We start from the raw sequence: 22,904 nt of genomic DNA on the forward strand, positions 1-22,904 counted from the left end.
CATCATTTTTTTATGCGACATTGTCTCAGTTATATAAAACATAAATTGCAGGCATAAAAAAAGAGAGCATAAGCTCTCTTTTTTTTAGTACAGTATTTTTATTTATAAAAATAAAAATTACTGAGCTGGTTGCTCAACTACAACTTCGTCAGCTGCGTCTACAGCTGGAGTTTCGCTAGCTACGTCAACGCTAGTAGTAGTACCGTCTACAGGTACTTCAGCATCAATTTCGTCAGTAGCAGTAGCAAGTTGTGCATCAGCGATATCAGCTTCAGCGCCAGCAACAGCAGCTTCTGCTTCAGCAGGAACAGCTTCGCCAGCAGCAGCAGCTTCGTCTAATTGCTCAGAAGCATCAGTTACTTCTTCTTGAGCGTCAGATAAATCTTCAGCAGCGTTTTCTTTGTTGCTATCACAGGCAGTTAAGCCCATAGTTGCAGTCATGATACCAGCTAGAGCAAGTAATTTTAAGTTCATAAGGTTTTCTCCGGGATAATTAAATGAGCAGTAGCAGCAAAAAAGGTTGAACATCCGAGATGTCTCAGATATTCAACTAGTCTTAGTCACAGCTACTCAGCTTTCACGCATTCTATATGATTTCTTTCTGCATAGAAAGAGGTTGTACAATTAAGTTACAATAAAATTGTAAATAGGGTTTTATTTTACTTATTTTACATAATTATCCATACAAAAAGTCAAATTAATCGACGTATAATCAACGACATCTGCTTATTGCAGAGAAATTTCTTATGTCTGGTACTTTGTATCTGTTTGCGCTATTTATGACAGCATAATAAAGAAGATAGCGGATACATAAGTAATGCTCAATGGTAGTCATAACAACTGGCTGTAAATATAAAAAAGTGCTAAGTGTTTTAAAGCAGTTTGTAGTCTGTGGCAGATGAAATTAGCAAAGGTTATCAAGATATGACATGACATCAAAGGATTGAGCTAAAAACTATATAACATGAATCATGATCGATATGAGTGGCATAAGATATCGTATTTTTTGGGAGAAGGATTATGAAATGGCAAGGCAGACGTGGCAGTACTAATGTGCGTACTAGTAGTGGTAGCGGTAAGCTAATGGGCGGCGGTATCGGCGGTATCATTATTGCTGGTATTTTATGGCTAGTATTTGGGGTAAATCCCATGACCGCATTGCAAACAGGTCAAGAGGTCGCAGGCGGTGGTAATACATCTACTGAACCAGCTACCAGTGACGATCGGGATACACAGTTTGTCAAAGTTGTCTTGGCGGACACTGAAGAGGTTTGGCATCAAATATTCAATGAGGGTGGTAGTACATATAAAGAGCCGTCACTGATTTTGTTTAATGGGCAAGTCAGTTCTGCTTGTGGTAGTGCCAGCTCAGCGACTGGTCCTTTTTATTGCCCAGGTGATCAAACGGTCTATTTAGATACGTCGTTTTTCGTAGAGATGCGTCAAAAGCTTGGTATCTCTGGTGATATCCAAAACTCAGGGGATAGTGACAATCAGAACAAAGCGGGCGATTTTGCCCAAGCCTATGTGATCTCCCATGAAGTAGGTCACCATGTACAGACTTTGCTTGGTATTACTCAGCAAGTAAATGAAGCCAGCCGTCAAGTGACTCGGGCACAAGCAAATAAATTGTCTGTACTACAAGAGCTACAAGCTGATTGCTTTGCTGGTGTTTGGGCGCAGCGCAATCAAGAGCGCGTACAGTTTTTAGAAGCAGGTGATATCGATGAAGCTATCAATGCTGCTGGTCAGATTGGTGATGATCGCTTAGCGCGTGCAGGAGGCGGGGCGGTAGTACCTGATAACTTTACTCATGGTACTAGCCAACAGCGTGTAGAGTGGTTTACGCGCGGTCTAGAGAGCGGTAATGTGCAAACTTGTGATACGTTTAGCGGTGCTTTATAGCACTGACTATTATAAAACCAGTTATATTGATTGGTATAGTTAAAATATCTCAAAAACGTTACAGTGCTGCTGGTATAAATTTTTTGCAGCCTCTGTCTGCATAGGCACAGCAAGCAAGAAAAATTAATATCAGCAGCACTTGATGTATTGATATTACTTTTCCCTGACTATAGTAATGGTTAGACACAAAAAAGCCTGCAATCAATTGCAGGCTTTTTTTGTCAGCTAGTTGGCTAGGTAATATCTTTCATTAAAATATATGCGCCAAAAGAGCTGCTTAAAACTGATTATCTGGTTTGATCATAGATATAACCACCAGCGCCGCCAATAGCAGCACCAGCGATTGCACCACGAGCGATATCTTTGCTATCGCCTTTACTTTTAATCAGTGCACCGGCAGCAGCGCCAGCAGTGGCAGCTTTAGCTGTATTACTTAGACCAGTGCTATATCCGTTAGTAGCACAGCCACCCATGATAAGAGCAGAACTAGTTAGAGCCGTCATTGCGATAGTTTTAGCAAGTTTCATAATATCACCTATTAAATCGTCAAGTTTAAAATACTAAGTATACAGTATATATTTCAGTATGTTCTTAACCCTTATAGTAGCCCTTATATATAAATCTGGTCGTAGTAAAAACGCTAAGCTTTGCAAGTAAGCTGTAAATTATGTTGCCTCACTGTGTCATTGGTAGTGCCTTTGCTTAGGGTTATTGTATTTATCCTGATAGTAAGCTAACTGTTTTCGACGCGAATTATTTCTAATGAGAGAGCCAATAGTAATAAAAACAAAAGACCGCCTTATAGGCAGCCTTTATGAGTAAAACGTCAATTATTTATATAACTTTATTGTCGTAAAAGATTTAAAATCAATTTTGTGATTTACGCTTCATTTGCTCAAAAAATTCATCATTGGTTTTGGCTTCTTTTAAGCGGTCCAATAAGAACTCAGTTGCTTGTACACCATCCATCGGCTGTAGCAATTTACGCAGGATCCAAACTTTACGCAGCTTATCTTCATCAAGCAAACGTTCTTCACGGCGTGTACCCGATTTTTTGATATTAATGGCAGGGAAGACACGCTTTTCTGCCAAATCACGCTCGAGGGTAATCTCTTGGTTACCGGTACCTTTGAATTCTTCGAAGATAACGCTGTCCATTTTACTACCAGTATCAATAAGGGCACTGGCGATAATGGTCAAGCTGCCGCCTTCTTCAATATTACGAGCAGCACCAAAGAAGCGTTTTGGGCGCTCTAACGCATTGGCATCCAAACCACCGGTCAACACTTTACCTGATGAAGGAATAACGGTGTTATAGGCGCGGGCAAGACGGGTAATCGAGTCAAGCAAAATGACCACATCTTGCTTGTGCTCAACCAAGCGCTTGGCTTTTTCAATGACCATCTCAGCCACTTGTACATGGCGTTGTGGCGGCTCATCGAAAGTTGATGCAACTACTTCACCGCGTACAGTACGTTCCATCTCGGTGACTTCTTCTGGACGCTCATCAATCAGCAGTACAATGAGGTAGCATTCAGGATTATTACGAGTGATCGATTGTGCTATTGACTGTAGCAGCATCGTTTTACCCGCTTTGGGCGGTGCCACAATAATAGAGCGCTGACCTTTACCAATCGGTGCAATCAGGTCGATAATACGACCAGTCAAATCTTCAGTCGTACCGTTACCTAGCTCAAGCTTTAGCTGCTCAGTTGGAAATAATGGCGTTAAGTTTTCAAAGATAAGCTTATGACGTGAGCGGTCTGGCGTATCAAAGTTGATTTCACCGACTTTTAACAGTGCAAAATAACGCTCAGAGTCTTTTGGTGGACGAATCGTGCCTGCGATACTGTCACCAGTTTTTAGACTAAAACGGCGAATTTGGCTTGGGCTGACATAGATATCATCAGGACCTGCTAAATAAGAGCCTTCAGATGAGCGCAAAAAACCAAAACCGTCAGGGAGCACTTCAAGTACACCATCACCATAGATGGCCTCACCGTTACGGGCATGAGTTTTTAGAATGGCAAAGATAATGTCTTGCTTACGGCTACGTGCCATATTATCAAGACCCATCTCTTTAGCGATGGCCAGTAGCTCAGCGATTGATTTTTTCTTTAATTCAGTAAGATTCATAGATAGGTCGTTAGCAGTTGATAAGATGAGAGATGCCATTATTCACAAATCACGACAGTGATTAAAATAATGTTATTAGGGCGATAGAGGGTGTATATACAGAGTTAAAATTTATGTAGTTTTGATTTTATGTGTCAGTTTACGAGCTTGTCGCAAGAGAGGCAGACAAGTTATAAAAGGTGAAAATAAAAAAGTCTACATAAGAGTCTGCGCCAAAAACTCAATATCAGTCATTGTGTTTAGTCATTCAGTCAGTAGTGGTATTTAATAATGACGATGGTGTTTTTGTTGATAAACACGAGGAGAATAGCGACAAGATATTTAGGAGAGCCATTAGTGTTCTCTTATCAGCAGACTATACGGCCTTAAAGATAGTATTGTCAATAATTTTTGCCAAAAAAGTAAAGTAATCTAGCTTTTTGCTCATAAAATCAACAAAAAAGCCACTATCTGTATCAGATAATGGCTTTGATGTTTACGATGTTTTCAGCGCTTTTACTAAGAATGACCAAAGCAAGCATGCGTTAATTTATAGATGCTTATCTAATACTTTTGCCAATTCAGCTTTTGGCTGTAAGCCCATGACTGAATCCACTTTTTCGCCACCTTTAAATACGAATAGGGTAGGAATGTTGCGGATACCAAAACGGCTTGCCGCTTGTGGGTTGTTATCAACGTCAACTTTAACGATTTTAACTTTACCTTGGTACTCAGTTGCTAAATCTTCTAAAATAGGTGCGATGGCTTTACAAGGACCACACCATGTTGCCCAAAAATCCACTAATACTGGCACGTCAGATTGTAAGACGTCTTGGTCAAAGTTGGCATCAGTGGTATTAACAATAAGGTCTGACATAATTTTTCTCTCTTGTTTTATTATATGTGTCACCATTTATCGATAAAACAATAAATGTTATACCAAAATGATGACCAGCTAAAGAATGTTAAGAATGTGTATAAATCTGCCATTATATTAACATGTTTGCCTAAAGTTGACAGACGTAGACTGGTTAAATTGTTTAACAATTACGATTAGCACAATAAATCGACACATAAGGATACAGGGTTGGCTTTTATCTGTTACCTACTGTATTTATTTCTGCTTTTAACTGCTCGTTAAGATTACTTGCATTTTGATTCTATAACGGATTCTGATTTTTATATCCGAACTGATTAATATAAGTCCATTCATATAAGTAGCCCACATTTATGCCCTTTACAGATGAAAAAATCGATGCCCTTAATGCTGAAGAAAAAACCCGTTCGCCTGAGTTTTTTCAAACATTTGCAAAAAAAGTTACCGTCTATGAAGATGAAGATATCTGGGTAGTCGATAAGCCAGCAGGACTATTGAGTGTCGACGGTAAGAGCTTAAAAGTAAGCTTGCTAGCTCGCCTTGAACGTGCCAATCCTGCCGTCAAACTGATTCATCGCCTCGATATGGATACCTCTGGCCTGCTTATTTTCGCCAAAAATGCAGCGGCACAAACCAATATTAGTAAGCAGTTCATCGACCGACTACCGCAAAAAAATTATCAAGCACGAGTGTTTGGTCAATGGGACAGCGTTGGCGCTACTGGCAAGATATCGGTACCAGTACGCTATGAGCCTGCAACCAAACCGCGTCATATCGTCGATCCTAACTGGACAAAACATGCGCTGACTTTATATGAAATATTGGCGCATGAAGAATGTGATGGTCAAATAGTAACTCGCGTCCTATTAAAACCAGTCACTGGTCGTAGTCATCAGCTGCGCGTCCATATGGTACATATCGGACATGTGATGATTGGTGACCCGATTTATGCAGAAGGTATTGCATTAGATATTGCGCCAAGACTAAATCTACATGCGCAGCAACTGCGCCTAAAACATCCAACGCTTGGAGCGTGGATGGACTGGGAAAGTCCAACGCCTTTTTAGTGTTTTTAAAACAAACTAAAATCTAGCATTGTTGCAAATTACTAGATAAAGTTACTAGGTAAAGCTGCTATGGAAAATTAGTAGGGCATCCTGCGCTCTGATAGGTCAGCCAATTTGCAAAAACAAGGATTGTATTATGCTTAATATGACTACTGCCAAGCAGGCGTTTAAAAAGCGCTTAAAAGCTAAACCTTATTCATCAGATGTTCCTGCAGATTATGAGGTGCTGATTATTGGTGCGGGTATCGCAGGCATCAGCATGGCTTGCCATTTGCAGCAGCAGAGCTCGCAAAAAAGTCTTTTTGATAGTAAAAGCATTAAGCAGAAAAAACGCCTCAAACTTAATAGCCAACGATTTTTAATCGTAGAAAAACGTGAGGATTTGGGCGGTACGTGGGATTTGTTTACCTATCCCGGTATTCGTTCTGACTCGGATGCGCTGACTTTTGGCTATAGTTTCCGTCCGTGGTTGGATCATAAGATGCTTGCAAAAGGTGCAGACATTAAAAGCTATATTGCTGATACAGCACGCGAGTTTAAGGTGGTAGAGCATATTCGCTATCAGCATGAAGTACAGCAGTTATCATGGTCAAGCGACAGTCAGCAATGGACGGCGATGATTAAAAATCATGCTACCGGTGAAGTATTGAGCTTAACGGCAAACTTTGTCGTTGGAGCGACCGGTTATTATGACTATGAAACTGGTTATAGACCACATTTTAAAAATGAAGAAAATTTCAAAGGTGAAATAGTCCACCCGCAGCATTGGCAAAATACACAATACGACGATAAAAAGGTCGTCGTCATTGGTAGTGGCGCGACGGCGATGACACTGATACCGGCATTGGTCGATGAAAGTAGTAAACAATGTGCCCGTCATGTCACCATGCTGCAACGCTCACCGACGTATGTTGCAAGCGTACCGGGCGATGATCATGCGCTTGACTTGCTATCAGGTAAATTCTCACCTTTATCAAAATCACAGGCGTACACCTTGTTGCGTACGCGCAATGTGATGTTTCAACAAGGTGTTTATCGGGTGGCGATTTATGCGCCAAAGGTGATGAAAGCGCTATTAAACCATAAAGTCAGAAAAGAGCTCAAAGGTAGTGGCGTGGATGTTGCCCATTTTAAGCCGGCTTATAATCCTTGGGAAGAGCGTTTGTGTGCGGTACCTGATAGCGATTTGTTTCAAGCTTTGCATAGCAAGCGCGCTGAAGTGGTAACCGATAGCATCAGCCAGTTTACCTCAACTGGTATTGCATTAGCATCAGGCAAGCATTTGGACGCAGATATCATCATTACTGCGACGGGTCTAAAATTACAGATGCTAGGCGGTGCAGCTTTATATGTCGACGGGGAGCCGATCGATGTGGGCGCACGAATGACCTACAAAGCAGTGATGCTTGAGAATGTACCAAATATGGCAATCATGTTCGGCTATACCAACGCGTCTTGGACATTGAAGATTGATTTGGCTTGTCATTATGTGCTGCGTTTACTGAGTTATATGAATAAAGAAGGATACAAAACAGTATGTGCGCAGGCTGAGACTGAGCACGAACAAGTGAAAATGCAGGCAGATACGGTACTTGGGGCACTATCGGCAGGGTATGTCAGCCGTGCCAAGGATGAGCTGCCAAAACAAGGTGATCGCTATCCTTGGCGGGTGAACAATAACTATGTCACCGATCGCATCATGCTCAAATACCGTAAAATCAAAGATGAGTGGCTACAGTTTAGTCGTTAGAATTTGCTAATTATTAATATTACTGAGCTTGATTGATAAAATCACTGACTTGTTTACTAAGCATTTGCCACAAGGTTTCTTGCGCGCTTTTGCTGCCCCAAGCATTGTGCGGACTAAATATCACGCGTGGATGCTCGCCAAGAGCCAGTAAGGGATCATTGGCAGCTATAGGTTCTTGCTCAAAAACGTCGCTGCCATACCCTAAAATTTGCTCATTGTTAATGGCATCAGCAAGCGCTTGGCTATCCACAATACCACCACGAGCGACGTTGACAAGTAGAGGTTTTTTAGTCATTTTGGCCAAGGTGTCTGCATTGATAAGGTGCTGAGTTTTCTCATTTAACGGGCAATGTAAGCTAATTACATCAGCACGAGCAAGTACTTCGTCAAACGCTGTATAGTCATCATTACGTGGCATACGCCCTTGATGCTCCGCCCACAATACCGTCATGCCAAAAGCGCGCGCAATATCAGTGACGCGTTTGCCAATGGTACCAATGCCAATAATACCCAGCGTTTTATTTTCCAAATCTATAAGCGGGATATCAAGTAGGCAAAAATTCCCATTATCTGCCCACGTGCCATCGGTGACTTTATTATGATAATGCAGACCGGCACGCATGGCATTTAGCATCAGCATAAAGGTATGCTCAGGCACGCTTTTGACTGCGTAACCGGCGACGTTATAGAGCGCGATATTACGCTCAGTACAAGCATCTTGGTCAACGTTATTCATACCCGTAGCGGTCAGTTGAATAAGTTTTAGCTTTGGCAACTTAGCAATCGCTTCGGCATTGATTTGCACTTTATTAGTAAAAATAATATCGGCGTCTTTGCAGCGCTCAATGATCAGTGTTTGAGGCGTATCATCGTAAGTAATATAATCAGTAACGCCAGCGGGTGCTGGCAAGTCGACGTTATCAGAAAAAGTCCCTTTATCTAAAAAAACCGCTTGCATGATGATTCCTTATCTCGTTGTTATCGTAAATGGGTTTGGTTTATTATCAGCTTAATGTAGCACGTTGCGGCATTTAGTCAAAAAACATGTCAAAAAGCACAAAGCAAAAAACCTCTACTTCGAGCTGAAATAGAGGTTTTATTTATTGAGACACCAGTTTCTTGCGCTTACTTATTTTTTTGCGCTTATAAAGAAAAACGCTTACGCAATTTACCGATCAGACTACGCACACGACTGCTCAAGTCAATGCGCACATCGTTTTCAGGATCGTGCTCGACTTCATAACGTTTGACCAATTCAGGGCTGGCTTTTAGTTTTGCATGGTGCTGGAATGCACGATTGACACTAATTTCAAGGAGGCTTGCGCGCATTGGCTTCGGTAGGCAGCGATAGACCTGACCTTTATTAATCAAATCAATCAGCAGTCCTGCATCTTGGAATTCGGTCTGTACCAATACGACTAAATGCGGCGCATCTTGCTTTAGGGTAAAGATAATCGGCGCAATATTCTCGCCGCTGACATTGATGTCGGTAATACAAACACCGATATCTTCGTTCGCCAAATAATCGTAAGCTTCCTCTAAACCTTGGGCGTGCAGCACTTTATAGTTATTAGAGAATTGCTTACGTATTTGCTCAATCAACTCATTGGTCTCATCAATGACCAATAAAGTCTGCTTATTGCCTGAACTGTCGAATTGCTCGGCGTCTTCGTCTGGGTTATAAGTCAAAGCGATTTCAGTGGCGCGTCCGACGACAGCGAGCAGTTCTTCAGATTTACATGGCTTGGTTAAATAACGGTAAATTTCACCATCATTAATAGAGCCAATAATCGCGTTCAAATCGGCATAGCCAGTTAATAATATACGCATGGTAGAAGGTGATACGTCTTTTACTTCGCGCAAGATATCAACGCCAACCCGCTCAGGCATACGTTGGTCACTGACTGCAACGTGTACATGGTTGTTTTTGATATAGTCGATGTATTCAGTCGGGTCAGTGGTAATAAAAACGTCATGCGTTTTACGAAATAACAGCTTCATAGAACGTAAAATGCGTTGTTCATCGTCAATAAAAGCCAGCTTCGGTTTCGCTTCAACCCCTAACTCGGCGGTACTTATGTTATTGTTGGTGTCATTTTCTAATTCATTCATGATGGTATCCTTATGATGAATAACAGTGATATAGCTTTATATAATCATTAAAATAACAGCAGAACCTAGCGATTATGCCGCTAGGCTTTTTTCTGTCAGATCATTATTAATGGGTAGCGTTAAGGTAAAGGTGGTGCCAACGCCTACAGTCGATACGGCTTTAATGTCGCCATTATGCTGCTCCATAATCTGCTGACTGATTGCCATACCAAGACCAGTACCTTCGCCTGCGCCTTTAGTGGTAAAGAACGGCTCAAATATCTGACTGAGCACTTCTGAGCTCATGCCTTTACCGTTATCAATGACATCAACATAAACATTGCTGTCATCGGCACGGGTACGCACTTCGATTTTGCCATCAGATTTTTCGCCCATGGCTTGCGCGGCGTTATTGAGCAGATTGACCAAGACTTGGTTAATCTGTGACGGTGAGCATTTAATTTCAGGTGTCGGCGCAAAATCAGTGACAATCTCTTGATGTCTGATAGAGTTACCGGCGATTTTCAGCGAGGCTTCGATACATTCGCGCACATCAATGGTCTTCACTTTTGACTCATCAAGACGGGCAAAGTTACGTAGGTTTAATACCATCTCAGTGATTTGCTCGACGCCAAATAGCGAGTCTTTAATCAGCTCTTTTAGCTCAGCGGACAAATCATCTTCTTGAATTTCATCGGAAGCACGGACGATATCTGCTAATAACTTATCAATTTTGCCATCGGAAGCCGCGTCAGTTTTAACGCCTTTTAAACCTTGTACCAGTTCAATCAGCTCTTCGTATTGCTCAGTCAACTGACCGATAATCTCGAGGTTATTCTGTACATAAGATAATGGCGTGTTTACTTCATGGGCAACACCAGCAACCATTTGCCCCAACGTTGCCATTTTTTCTGAACGGATCAATTGTAGCTGCGAGCTTTTCAGCTCTTTTAGTGTGTCTTGCAGCTCAGCAGTACGTTCTTCTACTTTAATCTCTAGCTGTTGGTTAATATTGGCAAGCTTACCTTCGTTAGATTGGATACGATCTAATAGGTCGTTAATAGAGCCGTTTACCAGTCCAATCTCGTTGCGACCTGTCTTGAATTTAACTGAGCTTAGCTTGTTGTACTGCTTGTTATTAATGATGTTTTCTGCCAAAGAAATTTTATCAGTGGTTTCTTTCAATGGCTTGAATGCTAAGAAAGTTAGCATAAAGTAGATAATACCAGCGGTGATAAGGAGCGCTAATGCAATCCAGTTAATCAAGTTTTCACTTAAATTGTCGGCAATGGCGTTAATCTCAGCATCAGGTTGGACAACGATAAGTTTCCAATAGGTTTCAGGAATCTCAAAGACATAGGCTTGACTGCCGTTATAAAAGTCATCATTGGTCAGCTCAAAGCTTTGTAGCAAGCGACTATCCATAGCATTTTGCTTGTTTTCACCGTTATTTAGGTAAGCAGCATAGTTGACCAAATAATAACCTTTGGAATCACCTGTTTCTGCTTTATCAATTGTATTCAATACTTGCTGAACTTGCGGTGACACGCTAGCTGCAACTTGCTCGATAATCTCGTTACGCTGAGCTTCCAAGAAGTTTAATACTGGATTCCAAGCAGGGTCAGAGTTGATAACTTGTTTGATATCAAGTGGTGTACCGGTTGCTTCATCAATATAGCTTAAGCGTTCAGGGTTAGATGAGGCGATTACCTTATCACTGTTATCTAATAATAAAATGTAGCCTGAACCAGAGCTCTCACTCAACTTGACGATGTTCTCTTGCAACTGGTTTAGGGTAAAGTTGACCGTACTGGCACCCCAAAACTGATTGTCACGCTCAATTGCGACACCGCAGCTCATGGCAAGCTCGCCTTTGGTTTGGCTGGCGCGAACATGGTTCCAGATACAGCTGTCAGGTTTGAGTAGTTTTAAGACGCTAAACCAATCTTCTTGATAATAAGGATTGGTTGGGTTTGGATCGCTTAGTACCGCTTGATAATCACCGTTTTGGCGTACCATCAAAAACGGATGGGTTGCAGTATTGGCACCAAGAGCGCCTTTTTCTGGCCAAATGCCGCCACTACCCAATAAGTTATAGTCGCGTTTATCGAATGCATTGGCGGTACTGACTTGCAAAATATTCTCTTGCGGTGGCAGCGTTTGCGCGCTTTGCTGTAACAGCAAGGCACTACGCATGACACGATTGATGTCGGCTGAGATACTATTAACCGCGGTATTACCACGTTCAGCGACCAGCTTTGCTGACTCAAGACGGATTTTATCATGGCCTTCTTTATCAACGACATAGACAACGACCGCAAGTACGACCGCAAAAGCAATGAACAAAATAGTGGTAACTTGGGTACTGACTTGATTAAAAAAGCCAACTTTTTTAGAGGCACTCATGACGGGATTTGTCCTTGGGAGTAGGGAGCACAAAAAGAATTGCCAATGGGATGGATTGGCTACAACGAAATATATGGTTAATTTTCATCAAAATAGCTTGTTAACACTAGTCATAAACGTCAACTGAAAATAGTGTTAACATAACTTAAAATTATGATAATAAACTTAACTTATAACTTAATGGACTATTACGGACAATAGCATACTCATAATCGCTGATAAAGCATCGATAACGGTTATGAGGTCTATGCTATTTTTTATATAAGTAGTAGTTAGCTAAAAGTCTAATGACTTAGTTAAATTGAATAGCTTTGGTATTAAGAGAGATGTTCTATTGCATTTTTTAACAATACAGTAACAATTTTACGATAACAATATTTTTTGTTTACTTGCGAGTCGTTATCTTATTGGTTTATAAGCCCAACTTATGCTTAGCCTTGACTTTATCTTGCAGAAATCTGCTCTTGAAAAGTGAACTTAACGCACTCATCTAAGCGCTAACGTTATATAATGATCTGTTTTATCGACGGATTTGGCTTACAAGCTGATGTGCCTGATATATCTCGTGACAATATACTGAATGACCGTATATTGAATAAACGTATATCCAATAATTATCAGTTCGTCCATTTGACTGAGCCAGCAAGCATGGCTTGCATCGTAAACTACCTATTTTCTTATCATCTGAGTACAAAAAGACATCGCCCTATGACTATCTCTATCGCTTCATTGCACAGCACCGAATTCGCCGTTGGTCAACGCTATTTATCTGATACGGAGTCCGAGCTGGGCTTAGGTGTGGTCATCGATGTAGACGACCGATGTGTGCACATTTTATTTCCGCAAAGTGAAGAGACGCGCGTTTATGCAAAAAACTCTGCGCCTTTATCTCGTGTGGTGTTTAAAGTCGGCGATAGTATCTCTGATCAGGCAGGTAAGAGCTATACAGTAAATGCTGTTGAAGAAGTAATGGGCGTGCTCAAGTACAGTGTAAATGAGCACGAGAAAGCCATCATGGAAACTCGTCTGGCTGCTAATATTACTTTGGCGAAACCACTTGAGCGTTTGCTAGCAGGTCGTATTGAGCGCAGTGATTGGTACGATTTGCGTCAAGATATTTTGCGTATGCAATCAGCGCTTGCAGGTCACCCGCTCAAGGGCTTAATGGGGGCGCGCGTTGATATCATTGAGCATCAGTTATATATCGCTCATGAAGTCGGCAAACGTATTGCGCCGCGAGTTTTGCTGGCTGATGAAGTCGGTTTGGGTAAAACCATTGAGGCAGGTTTGATTATTCATCAGCAGCTACTGACTGGCAAAGCTGAGCGGGTATTGATTCTTGTACCAGACAGTCTGCAATACCAGTGGATGATTGAGCTGCGCCGCCGCTTTAATCTCAACTTTGCCTTGTTTGATTTGGTGCGTACCGCAGCGATTAAAGAGCATGACCCTGAGCAAAATGTCTTTATGACTGAGCAATGTGTCATCGCTGGTATGGACTTACTCCTTGACCATCCTGACTTGTATGATCAGGCGATGGAAGCAGGGTTTGATTTATTGGTCGTCGATGAAGCGCATCACCTGCATTGGGATGAAGCTCAAGGCGGCAATGATAAGTACGACCTCATTGCAGATTTTGCTGAAGAGACGGCAGGAGTCATGCTACTGACGGCGACACCTGAGCAGCTTGGGGCGCAAAGTCACTTTGCCCGTTTGCGTCTATTAGACCCAGATCGCTTTGATGATTTGGATGAGTTTATCGATGGTCAAGATGCCTTTGCAGAAACGGCAGCCGTCGCCAGCCTATTAATAGAAGATAAACCTTTAAGTGATGGTCAAATTGCCGCACTGAGCAGTTTACTGACGATTAGTATCGATGAATTAGCAACGATTAACGAAGACGAAAAACTCCGTACTTACGCCCTAAATGAATTGCTAGATCGCCATGGTACGGGACGTATTTTATTCCGTAATACCCGTGAGAGTGTAAAAGGTTTTTATGGTCGTAGTAGCCAGCCTTATCCACTGCCATTACCTGAAGCATGGGTCGACAGCTATCAAACCAATGGTAAATTGCGTGAACAGCTATGGAGCGAAGAAAATCAACCTGATGGTGGCTGGTTGGAAGACGACCCACGTGTGCCTTGGCTGATTGATATCTTAAAGGGTGAGCTTAAGCACAAAAAAGTACTGTTAATTGCCCGTAGTGGTGCGACCGTTGAGAGCTTGGAAGCGGTATTGCGTCTACATGCGGGTATTAAGACTGCTATCTTTACCGAGCAGATGACCTTGCTTGAGCGTGACCAAGCCGCGGCGTTCTTTGCTGATAGTGAAGGCGCACAAATATTATTATGCTCAGAGATTGGCTCGGAAGGACGTAACTTCCAGTTTGCAAGCCAGCTGATATTATGGGATTTACCTGCCAATCCAGATACCTTGGAGCAGCGTATCGGTCGCCTAGATCGTATCGGGCAGACGCAGCAAATCATGCTACATGTACCTTATGTGCAAGGTACCGCGCAAGAGCGTCTGTATCAGTGGTATAACAATGCGCTAAATATGTTCAATCAGATCTCACCAACAGCGCAGAGCGTACAAGAGCAGTATATCCAAGAGCTAAAACCGATGCTTGAGGGTGCCGATAACGACGTCAATCGTGCAATATTGGCAGATATTATCGCAGAAGCAGCGCAGACACGACAGGGACTTGAAACACAATTGCAAGCTGGTCGTGATCGTCTATTAGAATACAACTCATGCCGTCCGCGCGTCGCTGGACGTATCGCTGATGCCATGCGCGATTTTGATGGGCACAATCTATTGCCGCAGTTTATCGAGCGCTTTTTTGCCTCAGCCAATATCGAGCACAATATCCAACGCGATGGCTCGTGGGTGATTTCACCGATTGACAGCACTGAGATTAGTGATTATATCGATGGTTTGCCACTCGGTGATGAAGATGGTATGACGTTGACTTTTGAGCGTGAGCAAGCGCTGCAACGTGAGGATATTGCCTTTATTACGCATGAACATCCATTGATGCAGGCGATTTATGAGCTAGCAAGTACCAGCACCTTTGGTAATACCACGGTTGCAATGCTAAAAAGTGCTGCGGTACCACAGGGCATGGTGATGTTAGAAGTGAATTTCCGCGTTGAAGCCATTGCGCCAAAACTGCTTAACTTGCCTGCAACCTTGAGCACGCAAAATATCCGCGTCTTTATCAGTGAGCAGGGCAGCGATTTGTCAGCGCGTATCAGTGCCGATATGATCATGCCGCACATTGAGCGCCTAGATAAAAACCGTGCCCGCCAAGTGATTAAAGTACGCGGCGATGTCATCGAGCAGCGTTATTATGAAGCGGAAGATATTGCTCGTCAGCAGTTGACTGAGATTGGTGAACAAGCAAGTGCCCGCTTTAGCCAGCAGTGGTCGCGTGAGATCAAACGTCTTAAGCATCTACAAACTATCAATCCAAACGTACGTCCAGCAGAGATTGAGCGTTTAGAGCAGCTAAAATTACAAGGCGAGCAAGCATTGGCGGGCTTGTCATTGGTGCCAGATTCTATCCGTGTATTGGTGGCAGTAAAACCATAAATTTAATACAATAGTAAAAACGAGGTGTATTTAAGCATCTCGTTTTTATTTATGACTTTTTATCATGAGTTTTCGATAATCCATTTATTGCTCATCTAAAGATTTATCTTGTATATTACTGCTATTGATTTCATATTATTTAAATTAAAACGCCATATCGGCTCAAGCCATATCGTCTTGATATTCTTTGGCGCTTATATCTAGATGCTTGGCGTTATTGATAAAAATAAGGAAAGTAATCGTCATGTCTGATTATTCACAACTAATAGATGAGCTATTGGCTACCGTCGCGCTCATCGAAGTCAGCCCTGATGTATTTGAAGGTAAAAGCCATGACTATGTCGGTGCCCGTATCTTTGGTGGGCAAGTGCTCGCACAAGCGATCATGGCAGCAGCGCATACGCTTGATGAAGACAAGCCTTGTCACTCCTTGCATGGGTATTTTTTGCGCGGCGGTGATATCAACCAGCCGGTGATTTATCAAGTGCGCCGCTTACGTGATGGGCGTAGTTTGTCCGCGCGCGAAGTAACGGCGATTCAGTATAAGCAAGTACGTGGTAAGCCGCCGGTTGAGCAAGTGATATTTTCTATGATTGCCTCTTTTTCACCGATGGAAGAGGGCTTAGAGTATCAAGAAGATATGCCTGTCTATCCACCGCCTGAAGACTTACTTGCGGAGCAGGATCTAAAAGAAGACTATGTTGGTAAAGTCCCAGAGGCATTAAAATCTCGTTTTATGCGCCGTCGTCATATCGAGATTAAACCAGTGAAACCGCGTGACCCGATCCATCCGGAACCAATGAAACCTAAGCAAGCGAACTGGCTGCGTATCCGCGAGCTTGGCAATCAACCCGTCGCGATTCAGCAAGCATTATTGGCATTTTCCTCTGATTTTTATTTGGTTGGCACGGGGCTGATGTCACATGGTATTAGCTTTATGACCAGCGGCTTGCAAGCTGCTAGTATCGATCATTCAATGCATTTTCATCGTCACTTTGACCTAAATGATTGGCTGCTATATGACATGTGGAGTGATACGACATCTAATGCGATGGGACTCAATCACGGTCAATTTTGGCAAGATGGTAAGCTGGTGGCGACCGTACAGCAAGAAGGCTTGATGCGTTTGCGAGTGCCAAAGTCTTAAGTTTTTATATTGCTATAAATAAAAAAAGCGACTTAGAATTATTCTGAGTCGCTTTTTTATGGCGTATACAATCGTTATTTTAAGCGGATTTTTTAGTGATTATATATGTAATCCTATTCTAAAATTTTCACCATCGCTCTTGGCAATCCTAGCGTTGCCTGTGCATCATCAGCGTTTAACCAGTTAATATTAATTTCAGCTGCTTGTAATGCCTTGGTTATCTCAGTCACCTGTTTATTGTTTAAAGTTACTGATTGCGGGGTTAAATACCAATGAAAATGGGTCAATGAATGTTTGATAGGCGAATCATCGAGTAATGTGTTGCTGATTGATTTTGTGACCAATTGATTCTTATCTAACCACTCATTAATAATTTGCTCAGCAGTAGTAAATTCTGACTCGTATATTTTTTCATTACTAGCTACTTCTAAAAGCTGATTATCATCAGCTGCAATTGGTTTCTTATTTTTATTCTTGTCAGCATCCTTCACAGCAGCTTTTCCACTAATTTTTTCTATAAATGCTAGCGGTAAACTCCACAGTCCTCCCCAAATGCCATTATCAGGGCGCTGTAACCAAAGTATTTCGCCATTTTCGTTTTCAATAAGCAGTGCATTACTAAATTTACTCGGTTTAGGCTGTTTCTTAGCCTTGACTGGATAGTCCGTCTCACGACCTTGCGCATGTGCCAAACAGTCGTCCTGTAGTGGACATAGTAGACAAGCAGGCTTACTACGCGTGCATAAAGTTGCACCCATATCCATCATCGCTTGCGCAAACAATCCTGATTGTTCTCTAGGCGTTAAACGCTCTGCCAATACCCACAGCTCTTTAGTCGTCGCGGACTTAGTGATGTCACCATCAATTGCTGCCCAGCGTGTCAGTACCCGTTTGACATTACCGTCACAAATGACGCCATAACGATGCAAGCCCATTGACATAATCGCCCCAGCGGTCGAAGGACCAACACCTGATATCGCTTCCCAACCTGCCAAGGTTTGCGGAAAGTCGCCAGATTCATCAATCACAGCGACCAATTGCTTCGCACCTTTATGCAAATTACGTGCACGCGCATAGTAACCTAGCCCCGCCCAATGCTCCGCGATGGTGTCCCATTCTGCTGCTGCTAAATCTTGCACGGTCGGAAAGGAGTCCATAAAACGGGCAAAGTAGGGTAGCACTGTCGTTACTTGCGTCTGTTGCAGCATGACTTCAGATAACCAAACGATATAAGGATTGGGCGTATCGGTTTGGTGTTGTTGCCAAGGCAGGTCATGGCGACCGTTTTCGGTGAACCAATCTAGTAGGCGTGGGGCAAATGAGTCTAAAGAAGTTAATGAGTGAGAAAATTGAGTATGCAAGAGTATTCCTTGTAAATTTAACAGGGATATATAAAATTTGGGATTACAGTTATTTATGGGGTGTAATACGATTGATACAAGACAACAGTAGGTGAGCTTAGTTGTGAGGATCATTGAATAAAATGGCAATTAACTGTATTGTTTGCAAAGTGAGATTGTGAGGATTTTCAGATAAGTTAAAGGTGAATTATAAAGATAAAACAGGTGCGCTAGGCGCACCCTACGAGCTATATTAGTGAGCGTTTATTTACGATTCTTCCGCGTTTTAAGGCGACGCAAGCGTTTCTCTTCTTCTTTAGCGATTCTTTTTTCTTCTGACGCGATACGTTGTTCAGCGACGACAACTTCTTCAGCCTCAGTCATAGCAGGCGTCTCCAAAGTGATACGCCCAATCTTACCGCTACGCAGCTCATTCACTAGGATTTCAGACATCCGGTACGTATCGACTTTATTACCCGCGCGCACGCAGCCGCGATTGCGACCAGCTATTTCAAAGAACTCCCAATCGGTCTTAGGCAGTTCTTCAATTTTATAGCGGGTTTTTAGCAGCTCAGGATAGGCGGTTAATAAATACTCAGCGGTATAACTGGCAACATCTGCAAAATCAAACGCCGTATCACGAATGCCGCCTGTTGCTGCCAAGCGATAGCCAGAGTTTTCGTTTTCGACTTTTGGCCACAGCATACCAGGCGTGTCATAAAGCATAATATCGTCATCAAGTTTAATCAATTGCTGAGACTTGGTAACAGCCGGCTCATCACCTGTTCTAGCCACGGCGCGCCCAGCCAAAGTATTAATCAAAGTCGATTTACCGACGTTTGGAATACCCATAATCATGGCTTTGATTTGGCGACCCGTACCAACTTTATTGGGGACGAGTTGTTTACAGATAGCAATGATACGTTTGACATCATTGGCTTTATCGGTATCACAAGCAATGGCTTTAACACCATTTTGCTGCTCAAGATAGTTCATCCATGCTTGGGTCAGCTCAGGATCAGCAAGATCAGCTTTATTTAAGATTTTGATGACTGGTTTTTCACCGCGTAATGCAGCGACCATTGGGTTTTCGCTGCTATAAGGAATACGTGCATCAATCACTTCGATAACCACATCCATCTGCGGCATAATTTCTTTGATTTCATTGCGGGCTTTGTTCATGTGTCCAGGGAACCACTGAATACTTACTCTCTTATCCATCTGCTTTCATAACCTTTTATAAAAAATGCTCAAAGTAAGACGATCGTCATTTACTTTTCATGGTGTTCAGTTTACTACATAAGCCACGTACGGATGCTAAAAAGTAATAATGCTAATAGTGCTCACGCTATAATTTCAATTTACTCTAATAAGAAACTATGATTCGACCTGTTCTGCTGTTCCATCACGCGCCGGCGGCAACGGTGCCAAATAACCAATCAATAAAATCAGGCTACCCGCACCAATGAAAGAAATGACTCGCCAAATTGCCTCAGTCTGTGACAAATCAACTAAGACCAATTTTAAGACCACAATACCCAATAAGCCAATGCCCATAAACCATAGCGCGCGCTGCCAATAGCGACTGGCAATAATGGTGGCGACCAATGCCAGTAGCGTCCATAAAATCGTCAGTCCTGTCTGTACTTGCTCGCTACGCCATGCGCCGCCAGTATGATCGTATGAGTCAGCTATCCATAGCGGCGTATGAATAAAGGCGTGCAGCGTTCTAACCAGCATACTAGAGAGTATCCAAAAGCTAATCAGCGCTAGTACGATCAACAACGTGTCACTCTTACGAATGGCGCTAAATAAATTTTGCGAGTGCGCGCCACGTTGACGCAATAAATAAACGCCCAATCCGTAAAGCAGCACTAGCCACAACGTCACATCATACAAGTTAAGTAGTGGAAAATAGGGCAGTCCCCAAATCACGCCATCATAGGTGAAATTGGTAAAAATGACCCAGCATAGTGTTAATGGCACGAATATTTTGGCGCAACCTAACAGTGCACGTTGCCAGTCAAACCAATACATAGAGAGCGGTGAAGATGAATTTTTCGTCTGATTATTATTCTGCTGACGATGCGTCAACCAGAGTCCAGCCAGTATAAGGGCAACCGGAACAAGGATAGTCATCACGCCTTTTGAATCGGGCACACCATAATGTACTGCTTCTGCCAAAATGATGATGCCAGTACCAAGCCAGCTGGCGCTATCGTAGCCCTGTAACTCTGCATTGTTATGATGGTCTTTATTGATATTGGTATTGTCATGCCAGGTTTTTAACCATAACTGCCCAAACACTAGCCAGCCGATGAACAATGTTATAAATATCGACCAATCAAAGGCTGTCCATTGATAGTCAAATTCATACTTTTGTGGCAATTGTAATATCAGCATGGCATAAAATAACAGCAGCAAACCATGGCTAAATTGTCTGATTGCTCGCCACGGACGATATTGATTGATGACATAATAAACAATCATGCTAACGACACTTGCTAAGGCAATAAGTGTCGATGTTGCCAACTCCCAGCTGGCAAACCATTGATCAAAATCGAGTACTAATACATAGAGCAGCCAGCTCATCGCGGTGAGCGTCAACAAGCGTATTAACGCTGGACGTTGCCAAATGATTTTAAACGCCATACTTTGGCTATTGATACTGTCAAACCATTGCTGAGTTGCTGTCTCGCTAAGGCCTAACGCTTTGCCGTATTCGGACAGCGTATTATTGGCGTTAAGCTGATTTTTAGAATCGTGGACAGATGGCATTGAGCCTTGCGTCGCTGTCATAGGCGATGAAATAGGTAATGAAATAGGCGAATTGCTGACACGTAAGATAAAGACGCTGGCAATTGCACTGATGGCAGAAATCGTTAATGCGAGTGTTGGATAGTAATCAAGGGTAATGACAAAGGTATTTGATAACATGCCAATGCTAATTAGCTGCAATCCTAAACCCAATAATACTGACCATGCACGAAGAGAACGCCTGCCAAACCATACCAGCGCTAAGCCCTGCACCGACCAACCGAAGGCAATCCATTCTGCATTTAATGCCAGCGGAATCACTAATGCCAAAAAGCCAAAACCTAATGCCAGCATCCCTTCCGTAATCAATGCATAACGCTGACTGCGCTGAATAAACGTCCAGCCAAGCCCCAAATAAATTACTGCTAAAACTGCGCTAGTGAGGGTTAAAGCGTGATTGATATCGTACAGTAACGCTGAAAATAAACCAAACGCCATTAGCGGTACAGAGAACAGTAGCCCAATATCAATAGGAAACACATAGCTGGCATGCTGACTCTTAATATTATCAGTCTGGTCGGTATCAGTAGCCATAACGGTAGCGGCGTCACTATCGTCATGAGAAATAGTATCATTGTAAGCAATGATTTGCTGTGCATAGCGAATGACGACGAATAGATACAGCAGTACATGTAGCGCGACGAGTAATACCAATGCCCAGCGTTGATTTTCTATAACTATCGCTAAATTTTCAGTCAATCCCCAGTAGTATGCCAGACCAAATGTCACACTCGCGCCAAATAAATTGAGCACTTTCCATGGGCGATAATGGGCAATAATGGCAATGGTGATATTTAATAACAAGTAATAGCTAAAGAGTATTGTTAAGCTGCCAGTATCTTGACTGGTCAAAATCGGTGCAAAAAATCCACCGGATAATGCTAATAATGCCAAAGGAAAGGCGTTTTGACGCACGGCTAAAGCGACCGTGACTGCTGATAATATGCCAAGCGCTATAAAGCTTGGCAGACTACCAATCACCTGATAGACGCTATAGGCAAAAAATGTGGTCAGATAAGCGATGGCTAAGCCAGTACCTTGTAAGCTTATACCATACGCAAAGCGTTTTGCCGCCAGCTTTAAGCCTAATCCTGCCAGCCCTAATCCTATGATAATAATGGTTGTTAGCTTGACGCTAATAGGCAATTGGATTAAGTCACTTAGTAAGCGCAGAAGTAAAACCACGCCGATTAGTAAAACCAATACTCCAACACGCACTACTAGGTTGCCACCCAAAAACCAGTTTTGAATCGAATAAAGAAGTGAGGTAACAATAGGAAATGAGCGCTCGTCAGGTTCTATCGGCGCATTAGCGGATTTATCGGTCAAAGGCTGACTATTGGAAACTGATGATTGTTTTGCAGATGTTGATACAAAGTTATTTGATAGAGGATTAGAGGATAAAGCACTAAGTGGTAACGGGGGCGGCATTGATTTTTCTGTTGATGACAATGCATTATCACTAGGTAATTCGATGTCAAATATACTTTTTACAGCAGCATCTTCTATAGCAGTGGTAGTATTCTTTTGCTGCTCAAGCTCGCTCTTTAGCTGCGCCATGTCTTGACGCAGTTGTGCCAATTGCTGATGCAGCCTAATATAAAGGGCAATCATAATTACTATTAAAGTAATTACAACCAGCCAGCCTAAAGAACCCATCAAAAAATATAGCATCATTCCCACTCAATCTGTCTGTCATTGAGTGATAATGACGCTATTTGATTATAAGCACAAGAGTGACGTACCCAACACGCCACAACTGAGCTTATTCAAAGAAATTTAAAGGGCTTAA

15 protein-coding genes are annotated in these 22,904 nt (G+C 42.5%); 5 read left to right on the forward strand and 10 right to left on the reverse strand.

Annotated elements, in window-relative coordinates; genetic code table 11:
* Window positions 1-117: 117 nt before the first annotated feature.
* Complete coding sequence (locus tag OEG80_RS01030) at window positions 118-474, reverse strand: hypothetical protein (RefSeq protein ID WP_020444409.1); 357 nt, start codon at window positions 472-474, stop codon at window positions 118-120.
* 546 nt (window positions 475-1,020) lie between these two features.
* On the opposite strand from OEG80_RS01030, the gene ypfJ reads away from it, so the two are divergent.
* Window positions 1,021-1,905 (forward strand): KPN_02809 family neutral zinc metallopeptidase, encoded by an 885-nt coding sequence (ypfJ, locus tag OEG80_RS01035; RefSeq protein WP_263241330.1) that lies wholly within the window; start codon window positions 1,021-1,023, stop codon window positions 1,903-1,905.
* 287 nt (window positions 1,906-2,192) lie between these two features.
* Here ypfJ and OEG80_RS01040 read toward each other — a convergent pair whose 3' ends face one another.
* The 3 genes from OEG80_RS01040 to trxA form a co-directional block, all read right to left on the reverse strand.
* Window positions 2,193-2,432 (reverse strand): hypothetical protein, encoded by a 240-nt coding sequence (locus tag OEG80_RS01040; protein ID WP_011514602.1) that lies wholly within the window; start codon window positions 2,430-2,432, stop codon window positions 2,193-2,195.
* 340 nt (window positions 2,433-2,772) lie between these two features.
* Window positions 2,773-4,041 (reverse strand): transcription termination factor Rho, encoded by a 1,269-nt coding sequence (gene rho / locus OEG80_RS01045; RefSeq protein WP_020444407.1) that lies wholly within the window; start codon window positions 4,039-4,041, stop codon window positions 2,773-2,775.
* Window positions 4,042-4,570: 529 nt separating this feature from the next.
* Window positions 4,571-4,897, reverse strand: coding sequence for a thioredoxin (gene trxA, locus OEG80_RS01050; protein ID WP_020444406.1), 327 nt, complete (start codon window positions 4,895-4,897; stop codon window positions 4,571-4,573).
* Between the two features lie 353 nt (window positions 4,898-5,250).
* Between trxA and OEG80_RS01055 the strand changes: the two genes are divergently transcribed.
* Together OEG80_RS01055 and OEG80_RS01060 are read left to right on the forward strand one after the other, a co-directional pair.
* Window positions 5,251-5,964 carry an RluA family pseudouridine synthase gene (locus OEG80_RS01055; protein WP_263241333.1) on the forward strand — a complete coding sequence of 238 codons (714 nt, stop codon included), beginning with the start codon at window positions 5,251-5,253 and terminating at the stop codon, window positions 5,962-5,964.
* A 136-nt stretch (window positions 5,965-6,100) separates the two neighbouring features.
* Complete coding sequence (locus tag OEG80_RS01060; protein ID WP_263241334.1) at window positions 6,101-7,714, forward strand: flavin-containing monooxygenase; 1,614 nt, start codon at window positions 6,101-6,103, stop codon at window positions 7,712-7,714.
* 19 nt (window positions 7,715-7,733) lie between these two features.
* On the opposite strand, the gene OEG80_RS01065 is transcribed toward OEG80_RS01060, so the two are convergent.
* The 3 genes from OEG80_RS01065 to OEG80_RS01075 form a co-directional block, all read right to left on the reverse strand.
* Window positions 7,734-8,672 (reverse strand): D-2-hydroxyacid dehydrogenase, encoded by a 939-nt coding sequence (locus OEG80_RS01065; RefSeq protein ID WP_263241336.1) that lies wholly within the window; start codon window positions 8,670-8,672, stop codon window positions 7,734-7,736.
* Between the two features lie 185 nt (window positions 8,673-8,857).
* Window positions 8,858-9,826 carry a response regulator gene (locus tag OEG80_RS01070; RefSeq protein ID WP_263241338.1) on the reverse strand — a complete coding sequence of 323 codons (969 nt, stop codon included), beginning with the start codon at window positions 9,824-9,826 and terminating at the stop codon, window positions 8,858-8,860.
* A gap of 72 nt (window positions 9,827-9,898) precedes the next feature.
* The gene (locus OEG80_RS01075) at window positions 9,899-12,211 is read right to left on the reverse strand and encodes a sensor histidine kinase (protein ID WP_201531909.1); all 2,313 of its coding nucleotides are present in this window, start codon (window positions 12,209-12,211) and stop codon (window positions 9,899-9,901) included.
* Window positions 12,212-12,919: 708 nt separating this feature from the next.
* Here OEG80_RS01075 and rapA point away from each other — a divergent pair.
* A complete protein-coding gene (gene rapA, locus OEG80_RS01080; RefSeq protein ID WP_263241340.1) occupies window positions 12,920-15,808 on the forward strand; it encodes an RNA polymerase-associated protein RapA in 2,889 nt (962 codons plus the stop codon).
* Between the two features lie 244 nt (window positions 15,809-16,052).
* Window positions 16,053-16,955, forward strand: coding sequence for an acyl-CoA thioesterase (locus OEG80_RS01085; protein ID WP_020444398.1), 903 nt, complete (start codon window positions 16,053-16,055; stop codon window positions 16,953-16,955).
* A gap of 113 nt (window positions 16,956-17,068) precedes the next feature.
* Here the strand turns inward: OEG80_RS01085 and mutY are convergent, their stop codons facing one another.
* The 3 genes from mutY to OEG80_RS01100 form a co-directional block, all read right to left on the reverse strand.
* Window positions 17,069-18,316, reverse strand: a complete 1,248-nt coding sequence (gene mutY / locus OEG80_RS01090) for an A/G-specific adenine glycosylase (RefSeq protein WP_263241341.1) — start codon at window positions 18,314-18,316, stop codon at window positions 17,069-17,071.
* Between the two features lie 243 nt (window positions 18,317-18,559).
* On the reverse strand, window positions 18,560-19,516 hold the full coding sequence (gene ylqF / locus OEG80_RS01095; RefSeq protein ID WP_263241342.1) for a ribosome biogenesis GTPase YlqF: 957 nt from the start codon (window positions 19,514-19,516) through the stop codon (window positions 18,560-18,562).
* Window positions 19,517-19,672: 156 nt separating this feature from the next.
* On the reverse strand, window positions 19,673-22,789 hold the full coding sequence (locus OEG80_RS01100; protein ID WP_263241343.1) for a DUF2339 domain-containing protein: 3,117 nt from the start codon (window positions 22,787-22,789) through the stop codon (window positions 19,673-19,675).
* Between the last annotated feature and the right edge of the window lie 115 nt (window positions 22,790-22,904).

The organism is Psychrobacter sp. SC65A.3 (genome assembly GCF_025642195.1).
Classification (GTDB): Bacteria; Pseudomonadota; Gammaproteobacteria; order Pseudomonadales; family Moraxellaceae; genus Psychrobacter; species Psychrobacter cryohalolentis.

Excerpts from the sequence above, each read along its gene's own strand:
- ypfJ (WP_263241330.1), top strand. The coding sequence starts at position 1,021 with ATGAAATGGCAAGGCAGACGTGGCAGTACTAATGTGCGTACTAGTAGT.
- OEG80_RS01075 (WP_201531909.1), bottom strand. The coding sequence starts at position 12,211 with ATGAGTGCCTCTAAAAAAGTTGGCTTTTTTAATCAAGTCAGTACCCAA.
- OEG80_RS01070 (WP_263241338.1), bottom strand. The coding sequence starts at position 9,826 with ATGAATGAATTAGAAAATGACACCAACAATAACATAAGTACCGCCGAG.
- OEG80_RS01065 (WP_263241336.1), bottom strand. The coding sequence starts at position 8,672 with ATGCAAGCGGTTTTTTTAGATAAAGGGACTTTTTCTGATAACGTCGAC.
- OEG80_RS01055 (WP_263241333.1), top strand. The coding sequence starts at position 5,251 with ATGCCCTTTACAGATGAAAAAATCGATGCCCTTAATGCTGAAGAAAAA.
- OEG80_RS01040 (WP_011514602.1), bottom strand. The coding sequence starts at position 2,432 with ATGAAACTTGCTAAAACTATCGCAATGACGGCTCTAACTAGTTCTGCT.
- OEG80_RS01030 (WP_020444409.1), bottom strand. The coding sequence starts at position 474 with ATGAACTTAAAATTACTTGCTCTAGCTGGTATCATGACTGCAACTATG.
- OEG80_RS01100 (WP_263241343.1), bottom strand. The coding sequence starts at position 22,789 with ATGATGCTATATTTTTTGATGGGTTCTTTAGGCTGGCTGGTTGTAATT.
- OEG80_RS01085 (WP_020444398.1), top strand. The coding sequence starts at position 16,053 with ATGTCTGATTATTCACAACTAATAGATGAGCTATTGGCTACCGTCGCG.
- trxA (WP_020444406.1), bottom strand. The coding sequence starts at position 4,897 with ATGTCAGACCTTATTGTTAATACCACTGATGCCAACTTTGACCAAGAC.
- rapA (WP_263241340.1), top strand. The coding sequence starts at position 12,920 with ATGACTATCTCTATCGCTTCATTGCACAGCACCGAATTCGCCGTTGGT.
- rho (WP_020444407.1), bottom strand. The coding sequence starts at position 4,041 with ATGAATCTTACTGAATTAAAGAAAAAATCAATCGCTGAGCTACTGGCC.
- OEG80_RS01060 (WP_263241334.1), top strand. The coding sequence starts at position 6,101 with ATGCTTAATATGACTACTGCCAAGCAGGCGTTTAAAAAGCGCTTAAAA.
- ylqF (WP_263241342.1), bottom strand. The coding sequence starts at position 19,516 with ATGGATAAGAGAGTAAGTATTCAGTGGTTCCCTGGACACATGAACAAA.